Source organism: Bovifimicola ammoniilytica, assembly GCF_025567085.1.
Taxonomy (GTDB): Bacteria; Bacillota; Clostridia; order Lachnospirales; family Lachnospiraceae; genus Bovifimicola; species Bovifimicola ammoniilytica.
Window position 1 is genome coordinate 1 of record NZ_JAOQJN010000012.1, and the last position, 13,547, is coordinate 13,547.

Annotated in this window: 10 protein-coding genes; all 10 read right to left on the reverse strand. The window is 34.9% G+C overall.

What is annotated here, in order from left to right; translation table 11 throughout:
- Positions 1–852: 852 nt before the first annotated feature.
- Positions 853–2,214 carry a DNA repair protein RadA gene (gene radA, locus OCV48_RS12795; RefSeq protein WP_021983822.1) on the reverse strand — a complete coding sequence of 454 codons (1,362 nt, stop codon included), beginning with the start codon at positions 2,212–2,214 and terminating at the stop codon, positions 853–855.
- An 85-nt stretch (positions 2,215–2,299) separates the two neighbouring features.
- Positions 2,300–2,713 (reverse strand): hypothetical protein, encoded by a 414-nt coding sequence (locus OCV48_RS12800; RefSeq protein ID WP_021983821.1) that lies wholly within the window; start codon positions 2,711–2,713, stop codon positions 2,300–2,302.
- 28 nt (positions 2,714–2,741) lie between these two features.
- Complete coding sequence (locus OCV48_RS12805) at positions 2,742–5,225, reverse strand: ATP-dependent Clp protease ATP-binding subunit (RefSeq protein WP_147592149.1); 2,484 nt, start codon at positions 5,223–5,225, stop codon at positions 2,742–2,744.
- 43 nt (positions 5,226–5,268) lie between these two features.
- Complete coding sequence (locus OCV48_RS12810) at positions 5,269–5,637, reverse strand: GntR family transcriptional regulator (RefSeq protein ID WP_021983819.1); 369 nt, start codon at positions 5,635–5,637, stop codon at positions 5,269–5,271.
- A gap of 72 nt (positions 5,638–5,709) precedes the next feature.
- Positions 5,710–7,638, reverse strand: a complete 1,929-nt coding sequence (locus OCV48_RS12815; protein WP_262559860.1) for a cadherin-like beta sandwich domain-containing protein — start codon at positions 7,636–7,638, stop codon at positions 5,710–5,712.
- A 41-nt stretch (positions 7,639–7,679) separates the two neighbouring features.
- Entirely contained in the window at positions 7,680–9,821 is a 2,142-nt protein-coding gene (locus OCV48_RS12820; RefSeq protein ID WP_021983817.1) for a dockerin type I domain-containing protein, read from the reverse strand.
- A gap of 35 nt (positions 9,822–9,856) precedes the next feature.
- Positions 9,857–11,128, reverse strand: a complete 1,272-nt coding sequence (gene purD / locus OCV48_RS12825; protein ID WP_021983816.1) for a phosphoribosylamine--glycine ligase — start codon at positions 11,126–11,128, stop codon at positions 9,857–9,859.
- Between the two features lie 171 nt (positions 11,129–11,299).
- Positions 11,300–11,926, reverse strand: a complete 627-nt coding sequence (purN, locus tag OCV48_RS12830) for a phosphoribosylglycinamide formyltransferase (protein WP_021983815.1) — start codon at positions 11,924–11,926, stop codon at positions 11,300–11,302.
- A complete protein-coding gene (gene purM / locus OCV48_RS12835; RefSeq protein WP_021983814.1) occupies positions 11,920–12,945 on the reverse strand; it encodes a phosphoribosylformylglycinamidine cyclo-ligase in 1,026 nt (341 codons plus the stop codon). Before purM ends, purN begins: the two co-directional genes overlap by 7 nt.
- Positions 12,946–13,021: 76 nt before the next feature.
- Positions 13,022–13,534: a 5-(carboxyamino)imidazole ribonucleotide mutase gene (gene purE, locus OCV48_RS12840; protein WP_021983813.1), complete on the reverse strand. Its 513-nt coding sequence runs from the start codon at positions 13,532–13,534 to the stop codon at positions 13,022–13,024.
- Positions 13,535–13,547 lie beyond the last annotated feature (13 nt).

A 13,547-nucleotide genomic window follows, 5' to 3' on the forward strand; every position in this document is an offset into this window, starting at 1 on the left:
TTTTGGAAATCGTTTACACGATGTTCGCTGAAAATTTTTAGAATTTTCAGGGTTGGATTTATGTTACTGTTCAGTTATCAATGTTCATTTCTTCGAACTTTTAAAATCTGTTATCTTTATGATTCCCGACTTCAAATGTTCGTTTTGTCCTCTCTGCTCTTTAGCAGTAGAACTTCTCAATAATATCATACTTCGTTGTGTTTGTCAACAACTTTTTTGATTTATTTTTTTGTCGTTGTTGTGAATGTCTTACTGTCTCACAAGCGACTTGAATATATTATCACTATGGTTTGGTTTTGTCAACAACTTTTTTTAACTTTTTTTGACTTTTTTTCATTTTATAGAATTCTTTTTATTCCAACATATTTTTTATTATTAATACTTTGTATTATTAGAGTAATTTACCCTCTTAACATGCTAAGTCTTTCAATTAAGTCTTATTATCTTATCAACTTTTTGATTATATAAATATTTTTTCACATTTTTTTCATACAATGTACATTTTTTCATCATATTTATCTTTTAGTATATATAGTATCAAAAGTAATTTACTTTTGAGCATTTTTCTTTTTCATATTTTTCCTATATTTCATTAATATTTTTTAGATACGTGCTACAGAATGAAATAATAGGTTTTGAAAAAATTATATTTCTTTTTTATATTTCCTTTTTTATATAATTTTTTCATTTTCTCCTTATACATTGTTTATACCAATACATTTTCGTTGCGGTATACATTACATTTTCCTCATCGTTGTAATGTTAAAAAAATAAGTGTCTCATTATCCGGACACTTATTTTTTTAATCTTTCTATATAATATTTTCTTATCCATAACGTTATATTGTTTTGTTTATATCAAACTAATAGCCTCTGCGATGTTTTTAACTCCGATAAGTTTTATATTATGTTTATTCTGTATGCCATCTAGCGATGCCTGTGGCAATATACATATCCCGAAGCCTAACTTGGCTGCCTCTGCAATTCTTTGTTCTGCCATACTTACAGCTCTTACCTCACCCGATAATCCTACTTCACCAAATACAATTGTCTTGCTATCAATTACACTATTTTTATAACTTGACACGATTGCCATAATAATTCCCAAATCTAATGCAGGTTCGTTTAATTTTATTCCTCCTGCAATATTTACATAGGCATCGCAATCATTTATCTGAATTCCGATGCGCTTCTCTAATACTGCCATAAGCAGATTTACCCTGTTGAAATCAGTACCTGCCGCTGTTCTTCTTGGTATTCCGAAATTTGTTCTACATACTAATGCCTGTATCTCAATAAGTATTGGTCTGGTTCCTTCTATTGAGCACGCAATTACAGAACCTGATGCGCCCTCTGGTTTTCCATTCAGCATAAATTCTGATGGGTTTTTTACTTCGTTTAATCCATTTTCATGCATTTCAAATACACCTATTTCATTTGTAGAACCAAACCTGTTCTTTACACCTCTTAATATTCTATATGCTGCGTGTCTGTCACCCTCGAAATAGAGAACAGTATCAACCATATGCTCAAGAACTCTTGGTCCTGCCACTACACCCTCTTTTGTAACGTGTCCTACAATGAATATTGTTATAGACAGCTTTTTAGCCAGCTGCATAAATACATTGGTAGACTCTCTTACCTGACTTACGCTGCCCGGTGCTGATGAAATGTCATTTTTAAACATAGTCTGTATTGAATCAATCACTACTACATCAGGACTAAACTTTTTAATTATCTCTTCTATTATATCTAAATCTGTTTCACATAGAAGTGTCAAGCCATCTTTAAATTCTCCAATTCTGGTTGCTCGTATCTTAATCTGTTTTAATGATTCTTCTCCTGAAACATATAATATGTTTTTACCGTATTCACTAAGATTCCTACATACCTGTAATAATAGTGTAGATTTACCAATTCCAGGGTCGCCGCCTACAAGTATCAGAGAACCTTTCACGATACCTCCACCAAGCACTCTGTCTAGTTCCTCCATACCTGTTTTCGTTCTGTCCTCATTATCTAATGAAATATCTGATAACTGTGTCGGAGTCGGAATATCAGCAATTGTCCTTACAACACTGTTACATTTCTTAATAACCGGTTCTTCAACAAATGTATTCCATTCTCTGCAACCTGGGCATTGTCCTAACCACTTTGAGGACTCGTATCCACACTCCTTACAGAAAAATATACTTCCTTTTGTCTTTCCTGCCATATATAATCCTTTCGTTTTAAATACTAAACCTATGTAAAATTAAAACCTGCCACATATCATATGCGGCAGGCCTCTTGTATACAAATTATTCTTTTACTAATCTTACTTTTGATGTTTCACCTTTATTAATTTCTACACTTATTACTAATTTCCCGCCAAGATTTGCTGTTACCTTACCTACATTTATATCATTTACATATACTTTATATGTTGCACCATCTTCAGCTTCTACTGTAATCTGTGCATCATCTTCACCTTCAATCGTGAAGCATACTTCTGTATCTGATTCATAGAAATTATTAACTGCTGTTCCTGGAACTGATTCATATACGAACATTCCATTTCTCTCTAACTTAGTTATCTCTTTAAAGGTTTTGACTTTATACATATCACCTTTGTGTTCAAAGTCTGATAATTTAGACTTCTCTCCTAACTCATAGTTACCAAAACTAAGTGTTCCATCTGCCTCTGCACGCAATAATTCTTTTACTACTGACATACTATATCCTCCTGCATTTTGTGTATTTTTATTTTATCTTGTTACCAGATACTTCAAATTTCAGTTTTTTGCCACTTACACCTATACTTACTTCGTCACCACTTTTAACATTGCCATCTAATATTTCTTCTGCTAGTTTATCTTCTATCATAGTCTGGAGTTTACGTCTAAGTGGTCTGGCACCATACTTCTTGTCAAAGCTTTCATCTATTATAACATTTTTTGCCGCTCCGGACACCTTAATTTTTATATTAAGCTGTTTTTCTGCACGGTCATAAATCTCATTAAGCATAATATTTAATATCTGCTTCATATTCTCTTTCTGCAATGAATGGAATACAATTATTTCATCAATTCTGTTAAGGAGTTCAGGCTTAAATAATTCTTTTATTTCTTCCATAACACCTTTCTTCATTAATTCATAATTCTTCTCTTCACTTACATCTGTTACAAATCCTAAATGCTTTGGCTCTATTATCTTCTGAGCACCAACATTTGAAGTCATTATGATGACTGTATTCTTAAAATCAACTTTCCGTCCTGTACTGTCTGTAATATGTCCTTCGTCGAGAATCTGTAATAATACATTGAATACATCGGGATGTGCTTTCTCTATTTCATCAAATAATATTACTGAATAAGGATTTCTTCTTACTCGTTCACTTAATTGTCCACCATCATCATATCCAACATAGCCAGGTGGTGAACCAATCAACTTAGAAACGCTGTGTTTCTCCATATATTCCGACATATCTACTCTTATCATAGAGTTCTCGTTACCAAATACAGCTTCTGCCAATGCTTTTGATAATTCTGTCTTACCAACACCTGTAGGTCCTAAGAAGAGGAATGATCCAATTGGTCTGCGTGTATCTTTAAGTCCAACTCTGCCTCGTCTTATTGCATTTGCAACTACCTTGACAGCTTCCTCTTGTCCGACTACTCTATTTGTAAGTGTTGCCTCTAATTTCTTTAATTTAGCTGATTCTTTCTCTGTAAGTTTAGAAACTGGAATCTTTGTCCATATAGATACAACTTCTGCTATATCATTCTCATGGACAACAGGTACATTTTTATTGTCTCTGTTACGTCTGTTATTTATCTCTTCATATTTAGTTTTAAGTTGCTCTTCTTTTGCCATAATCTGTTTGACATCTTTGAATTTTCTACTTCTTATAGCTGCAATTTTGTCCTGTTCTAAATTATCAAGTTCCTTTTTTATATCAATTGTTGATTCTTTAACTGTTAATTTAGCCAGCTTAACTTTAGCCGCTGCTTCATCCATTAAATCTATAGCTTTATCAGGCAGATATCTGTCATTAATGTATCTCTCCGACATATTTACTGCTGCTAATATGGCCTCATCACTTATAATAACATTATGATGTTCTTCATATTTCTCTTTCAATCCATTTAAAATGGCAATTGCCTCTTCTGTCGTAGGTTCATCAACATTTACAGGCTGAAATCTTCTTTCAAGTGCTGCATCTTTTTCAAAATATTTTCTGTATTCATTAACAGTTGTCGCACCGATGATCTGTATCTCACCTCTGGCAAGTGCAGGCTTTAAAATATTAGCTGCATCAATCGAACCCTCTGCACCACCGGCACCGATAATCGTATGGATCTCATCTAAAAATAATAAGACATTTCCGTCTTCTTTAACTTCGTTAATAATCCTTTTAATTCTCTCTTCGAATTCGCCACGATATTTTGAACCGGCTACCATTGCTGCTAAATCAAGTGTAATAAGTCGCTTATCTTTAACTGTATCTGGAACATTTCCATCTACAATTCTTCTGGCTATGCCCTCAACAATTGCAGTCTTACCAACACCAGGCTCCCCGATAAGACATGGATTATTCTTTGTTCTTCTGCTTAGAATCTGAATTACTCTAGATATCTCATCATCTCGTCCCACTACAGGATCTAATTTGCCATCTAATGCATTCGCAGTTAAATCTACTCCAAATTGTTCTAATGCAGATGTCCCCTGACCACCTCGTTGTTTTCTGTCATTTGACACCTGTTGCCCGCCGAATGCTATAGCTATTTCATCTTTAAACATACTCGCTGGTATTCCCATGGTCTCTAATATCTGTGCGTATACATTTTTAAGATTTATATTCATTGTGTTAAGAAGCCTTACTGCAATACAGTCACGCTCTCTTATTAATGCAAGCAATATATGTTCTGAACCAATCAATTCATCGTTAGTCCTTGCAGCATATTTTTCTGCATTTTCTAATACTCTTTGAGCTTTTGGCGTGTATGACGGTTCATCTATTACCAATGTTGTGCTTGTCGGAGTTGTAATGGACTCAATGTATCTTTCAATTTTATCACGTTTAACATTATTATCTCTTAAAATTATTCCTGTTACAGATGATACGTCTTCTAATAATCCCAACAATAAATGTTCTGTTCCTATATATCCATGGCCGCAATTTTCAGATTTATTTTTTGCATAATTTAAAGCCTTCTTAGCTACTTTAGTGTATTTTTCCTTCATGTACTACCTCCACTTTCTTACTAATCATTTTCCCTAAGTACAATCAACGAAACTCATTATATATCTCATTAACAATTTCATGAGCTTCTTCTTCAGTAATATTTTTGCAAATAGCCTTGGCTAAAATGACCTTCATCTCGAATTTCATCTCATCCAAGGCTCTTAATTTGTCAATATCCAATGCAATTATAGCACCATGTCTTCTGTCCAGTTTAAGAAATCCTTCCTGTCTTAGAACTGAATATGCTTTATTAACAGTATGCATATTCACTCCAACATTATCTGCCATTCTTCTTACCGAAGGTAAGGAATCACCTTCCTTTATCTCATCTGTCGCTATGGCAAGAATTATCTGATTTCGCAACTGCATATAAATAGCTTCATCACTATTAAAATCAATTTCTAATACCATATAATCACTAACCTTTCACAGTCACATTTGTTATACTTAGAATATAACAAATGTGACTATTTGTCAAGCTGACTATTTAGTATCATCTCCATCATTTAAGTCTACAAATTCTATTTCAAATGGATCATCCTCTTCCATATTTATAAGATATGGTTCATTTTCATCTGATTTTTTTGATGGATTTTCTAATTTTGCTTTGTTAGCTGTTACTTTATCATCTTTTGAAGAAGCATTTTCTTCATTTACTGCCTTGCTATCCGTTGCATCAGCATTTTCTTCTACTGAAGCATTTTCTTCATTTTCCGCCTTGTTATCCATTGCGTCAGTATCTTCTTCCAGAACCTCTTCATTATCTTCTGACTCGGACTCATTCATCATTTCATTTACCTGGGCTGCGAGTTTTTCAGCTTTCATTTCATTTACCTGAGCTACCATATCAAGCTTTAATTCTTTCTGAGCCTGTTCACTTCCGATTTCTTCTAATTCATCTTCATCTTCTTCATCTTCATCATTTTCGTCGATAAAATCTGATTTCTTTGTACGAAGTCTGTATATTAATGCTGCAATACCAATTGCGGCACCGATTACAATAATTCCAAGTATAATAATAATTCTGTTTTTCTTTGAATGATCATTAACATATTCATCATACATATCATCATATTTTCTCTTCATAGCAAGATATTCCTTATTCTCCTCATCCGGCTCATCATCTACTGATTCTGATTTAGCGCCTTCAATAAATCTCTGCATAGTCTGTTCTTTTGAATCATATATGTAGAGTGCTTTCTCGCCATCCCAATTCATTGCATATACAACGTAAAATCCTGAATCTGGTGTTTTAACCCATGCACTTACCTTCTCACCATTTATATCTAATTCTGTCTTTGTATATCCTTCCGGACCAACATAATCATCACCTGTTGGTATAATTGTATAGATTTTCTGTGATGTAGTAATATTAATCATCTTATTTATAGTACCTGAAATTTCATTATAAATATAGAACGATGCATTAGAACCTTGTGCATCATCTGCCAGGCATAAAAGTGTAAGTTCTTTTGCAATTCCCTTTACTGCCGCCACTGTTTCTCCATTATATGTTGTGATGCATTCTTCAAATCCCTCAGGTACAGATACCAATGAAAAATCCTGAATTATATATTTATTAATATCACTTATTAACTTTGGCGAACGATCAAAATCTGTAGTCTGTAATTCACTTGAACTCTCCTGTGGTGATTCAGGATTAGCTGTAGTCTCATTTTCACTTGGTCTTTTTGTATACAGAGTGTATTTACTCTGAGAACCATCTTCCGCAACAACGGTTATCGTTGTCTTATTGTCACCCGGGTCAATTCGTGTTCCTGAAACTTTTGTTGTCGAATTCTTATCTGAAAGTGTCGTTGAAATGACTAATTTAACTGTATTTGCCGGCAAATCAGCTTTATAATCAAATACTTCAGGTGAAAATGAAGGTGAATAACTTACAGTCTGGCTATCTCCACTCTGACTTACAGCCTGAACTACAAGTCCTGACAGGCGACTATCACTTGAAGCTGTAGTTGTTGCATTTATAGTTACTGAGCCATCTGTTTTGTTAATATTAAGTTCCGAATCATCTGCTGTCGCAGCAATACTTGTGCTTGCATTTGAAATCGTAACTGCTGCTGTTCCTGCTTTCTTTAATCTAAATGAAATAGACATCTTGCCTGATGAACCTTCAGCTATATCAAGTATATCCATAACTATTCCGGCAGTTCCACCATTTCCACCACCTACACATTCAAGATAGTTAGTATCATATGCTACCGCTATTTGTGCTACAGCAGCAACTTCTGGTGTAACTGTTACATCAACTGTAACTGTATCACCAACAGAGCCACTTGCAGAAGATACATTAACATTTGCGTTTGCAGCATTTGCCTTGATATTACTCATCATCATGATTGCAAAGCATACAATAATCCCCGCCATAATTTTGCTTAATTTTGATTTCATTTTAATCTCCATTCCGTTTGCACTTATCGTACCTTACTCTGTTATTGACTAATTTTCTTTATTCCTAATATATCTCTCTTAATCTGTGTCATATCTCTTATATCTATTCCATTATTTTTATTAACATCTCCCGCTATCAGCGCTGCACCTGACAGTTTACTGATTCCGAGAATATCTCTCTTCTGACGAGTCATATCTAAAATAGATATCTTACCATCTCCATTGGCATCTCCATATATAACACATATGAATTCCCTTAACTTCTTGCCACTATTATCCGCAATAATGACTCTGTTACCTGTTCCGATAATTCCGTCATTCTTCGTCTTTCCGTCAGACTTATATACAGTCAGTTTGCAATTGCTAAGTGTAAATCTCTGTGAAAGTCCTGCAGCCGTAGTTCCCACTTCTATACCCGTAAGATAATCATTATTAAGTATCTTATATGATGTCGTATAATTTGCTGTCTGTGGTATCGTGGTCGGCTGTGTTGTTTCCTGTGGCTTTGTAGTCGGCTGTGTTGTAGGTTGTGTCGGCTTCGTAGTCGGTTTAGTTGTAGGATTGTTATTATTATCCGCCGCCTTACGGACAACGTTTAATGTATAGGTTCTATTATTACCATTCTTAGCAGTAACCACAACTTTAATCGTATTATTTCCGACTTTAAGTGCTATCTTACCTGTTCCGCTAATACTTGCCTGACTATCAATTGCGGAAGCACTTATCTTAATGCTGTCTACATTATTAGCCACTATAAGATCATAATTCTGTGTGAACTTATCAAATGTAGGAGTTAATGTATATCCATCAATAATTAATTTATCAAGTATGTTATTAGGACTTCCATCACCTGTCGGACAACTGCATGTATTAGCCGGCATATTCTTAAATACCGGTATCTTAAACACCAACGATACACTGTTTTTCATAGAAGAACTGTAAGCCTTTGACATACTGACTGATTCAGATTTAGGTGCTAATATATTAGTCATATACTGATGTGTATATGGAGTCCCTGCGAAGTCGAATTTCTCATAATATACTGTATCCTGGCCAATATTTATATAACCTTTGCCGATATAAATTGCACCACCGACAATTGCATTATACTTAGTATTCCATGGTCTTAACGTTGTACTGTCTGTTTTAGATGCCCATATCAGACCATTTTCTACTGCGCCCCTGCCATTTGCAGTATATGCTCCAATATTGTAGAAATTATAAACATTTCTATATACATTACCGGTTGATGGTGCATAATATCCTGTCACACCACCTGTTGTTCCTGCCGTACCTACCTCCTGTTTAACTCTTGCAGCAAGATGGTATGGACTAACTCCAGACTTCTGGCCGGCTTCCATAAATATTGTTGAATATAATTTACCACTCTGTATCTCAGTCCCACTCATAAATGTACCACTGAGTAATGTATCTACATTGGATTTTTTATGTATACTAGAATTATACGACAGCATTTCAAACTGGAATATATAAGTCTCATCTAAGAAATTACGTGGGTCCATACAATATGCCACTAATTCTTCAGATGCTGCCACCCATGAACTTCCGTCAAATGTAGCCCACTTACCTGTTTCCCAGTTATATGCTCCTCTTGCTAATGATTTCCATGAACTGATTGAACTTGTGTGAACAAGACTTCTTCCAAGTACACTTTCATTCTTAACAACATCGTTCCAGTCATATGATAAATTATCTGCTACAAATATCCAATTCGGATACTTGGCATGAAGTTGTCTTAATTTAACTTTATAACTTTCCGGAAAGCCTTGTTTAGTAAGATATGATTCAAAATCAGCATCAGGAGTATATATAACATTATCAACATCTATATATGCACTATGTACATATCCGGTAAGTTCTACTCCATTGCCTTTGGAATAATTAAATTTTATCTTATACCATACCGCGCCATCACTTGCCTTAGCTTCGTCAATAATGGTAACCTTCTCAGCATTTACAAGCTGGACATTTCGCCCATTATATGAGAGTTTTCCATTATTAGTTCCAGCTCCGGTTCTTACATTTAATACGTCAGCATTAACCGTTCCTGATTTCTCATTATATGCTAATGTCTTAGAATACTGAAATATCAGAACACCTAACATTGACATCATCAATGCTAGGGAAGCAATAAGCATTTTTCTTTTCTTAGATATTGCCACCTAAAACACCCTTTCGTATATTCAAGCTAAACCTTTTATGCCTCGTCTATAGCTTTTCCAATGTCGTTTCTCATATATTTATTATCGAAATCTATCCATTTTGTTGCTTCATAAGCATTGGCTCTTGCCTCTTTTAAATCTCTTCCTGTTGCTGTTACACCGAGAACTCGTCCGCCGTTTGTAACAATCTTTCCATCTGATAACTTTGTTCCTGCATGGAATACAAAATATGAATCTTTGTCTTTGAAATTATCAAGTCCCTTGATTTCAAAACCTTTCTCATAAGATACCGGATATCCATCTGATGCAAGAACTACACATACAGCAGCATTGTCTTCAAACTGTAACTCAATCTTGTCAAGTGTTCCATCTATACATGCTTCGAATACATCTACTATATCGTTCTTCATTCTTGGTAATACAACCTGTGTCTCAGGATCACCAAATCTTGCGTTGTATTCAAGGACTTTAGGTCCATCCTCAGTAAGCATTAATCCAAAGAATATTATTCCTTTAAATTCTCTGCCCTCTGCTTTCATCGCATCTACTGAAGGCTGATATATGTATTTCTTACAGAATTCATCTACTTCTTTAGTATAGAACGGACTTGGTGAAAATGTTCCCATTCCGCCTGTATTAAGACCTTTATCACCATCTTTGGCTCTCTTATGATCCTGTGCAGAAGTCATTATCTTAATTGTGTTACCATCAACAAATGATAATACTGATACTTCTCGTCCTGTCATAAATTCTTCAACAACGATTGTATTTCCTGCCTGTCCAAACTGTTTATCAAGCATAAGTGTCTTAACACCGTCCATCGCTTCCTCTTTAGTATTACAGATCAATACACCTTTACCAAGGGCAAGTCCGTCAGCCTTTAAAACAATTGGATACTTAGATGTTTCTAAATATTGCATTGCTTTCTCTGCTGAATCGAATGTCTCATATGCTGCTGTTGGAATATTATATTTCTTCATTAAATCTTTTGAAAATGCTTTTGAACCCTCAAGTATGGCTGCATTCTTTCTAGGGCCAAATACTCTTAATCCTGCTTTCTCAAATTCATCTACTACACCACCTACTAAAGGATCATCCATTCCGATAATAGTTAAATCAATAGCTTTCTCTTTTGCAAATGCTACTAATTTATCAAATTCCATGGCTCCGATATCTACACATTCAGCAATCTCTGCAATTCCTGCATTGCCAGGTGCACAGTAAATCTTGTCAACCTTACTGCTCTTAGCTACTTTCCATGCTATTGCATGTTCTCTTCCGCCACTTCCTACTATTAATACTTTCATATGACTAACCTCCGTATGATGTGAATTTTATATTGTCAACCTGATTCTTATTACTCAGTTTTATTTCTATCATTATTTTCCGGTACACCATTTTGCAATTAACTCTACTAATAATACAAAATATTTTATTTGATTATTTAGAAATTAATATTCTGGTATACCAGTCCTTAATTACTCCGAAATAATAACTTTATTATCCTTAATGGATACTTTACCGTTAGCAATCAGATTAATTGCCTCAGGCATTATCTTCCATTCTGCTTCTTCCATTACTCTTCTCTGAAGTATCTCTGGTGTATCATCATTTTTTACTTCTACAGCTTTCTGAAGAATAATAGGACCTGTATCGGTTCCCTCATCTACAAAATGCACTGTAGCACCTGTTAACTTAACACCACGTTTTAATACCTCTTCATGAACATGAAGTCCATAGAAACCTTTTCCACAAAATGCTGGAATTAATGCCGGATGGATATTAATAATCTTATTTCTATATTTCTCAATAAGTTTTGCAGGAAGTACAACCATACAACCTGCTAAAACTATTAAATCAAGATTACACTCATCAAGTCTGTTAATAAGTGCATCGTTAAATTCTTCTCTTGACTCAAAGTCCTTAGGCGAAATACACTCTGCATTTATTCCATTGTTCTTTGCTCTTTCTAAAGCGTATGCATTAGGATTATTACTGATAACTATCTCTATTGAAGCATTTGTAATAATTCCTGCTTTTAACGCATCTATTATCGCCTGGAGGTTTGTTCCTCCACCTGATACTAATACGCCAATTCTTAGCATAATGTAACTCCTTTTTCGCCTGCAACTGTCTGTCCGATTACATATGCTGTTTCGCCTGCTGCTTCAATTGCTTTAACTGTAGCATTAACATCTTCAGGAGCAATTGCAAGCACCATACCGATACCCATATTAAATGTATTATACATCATTTCTTCTGCGATATCTCCGTCCTGTGATAACATCTTGAAAATCGGTGGAATCTCATAGCTGTCTTTCTTAACTTCTGCTCTTATTCCATCAGGTAACATTCTTGGAATATTTTCATAGAATCCACCACCTGTAATATGGCTGCAGCCTTTAATCTTAACACCAGCTTCTTTGATATTTCTTAATGTCTTAACATATATCTTAGTAGGTGCAATTAATGCTTCTCCTAATGTCTTACCTAATGAATCATAATATGTATTTAAAGATTCCTGTGTCATATTGAATACTTTTCTTACAAGTGAGAATCCATTACTATGTACACCTGACGAAGCGATACCAATTAATGTATCTCCTGCTTTAATATCTTTACCTGTAATTAAGTCTTTTTCATCCACAACACCAACTGCAAAACCTGCAAGGTCATATTCATCAACTGGATAGAAACCAGGCATCTCTGCTGTCTCGCCACCGATTAATGCTGCATTAGACTGTTTACATCCCTCTGCTACACCGCTTACTATTGTAGCAATCTTCTCAGGTTCATTCTTACCACATGCAATATAATCAAGGAAGAATAATGGTTCTCCACCTGCACATGCGATATCGTTTACACACATTGCAACACAGTCAATACCTACTGTATCATGTTTATCTAAAAGAAATGCTATCTTAAGTTTTGTACCTACACCATCTGTTCCTGATACTAATGTTGGTTTCTCCATATTCTTAAATGCTTCCATGGAAAATGCTCCTGAGAAGCCTCCGATATTAGTTAAAACTTCAGGTCTCATTGTACCTTTAATATGCTCTTTCATTAATTCTACTGATTTGTATCCAGCTTCAATGTCAACTCCGGCTTTCTTGTAATCCATTGTAATATACCTCTTTCTGTTTTATTTGCATTATATTTTCAACACATTACTGTCTGTAACATTAACATGTTTTAATCTACATCTGTTTTAAATATTCTTTATAGCCTATCTCTTCTAATTTAGCAGCTTTTGCACTTACTTTATCTTTAAGTCCCTGCTTGTAGTCTTTCAATTTCTTTAAAAGCTCATCATCTGATACTGCTAAAATCTTAGCTGCCATAAGTCCTGCATTAGCTCCACCATTAATAGCTACTGTTGCAACAGGAATTCCCTGTGGCATCTGAACGATTGAATAAAGTGAATCAACACCACCTAATGATTTAGTATGAATTGGGACACCTACAACCGGTAACTGGAATATAGCCGCTGCCATTCCCGGCAAATGCGCTGCACCGCCTGCACCTGCAATGATAACCTTTATACCTCTTTCTTCAGCATGTGTCGCATAATCATAAAATACATCCGGCATTCTGTGAGCTGATATAACTGTCATCTCATAATCAATACCAAACTCTTCTAAAATCTCTGCTGCCTTGCTCATTACGTCAAGATCTGAATCACTGCCCATTAATATTCCAACTTTTGCCATTGTAATAATATCT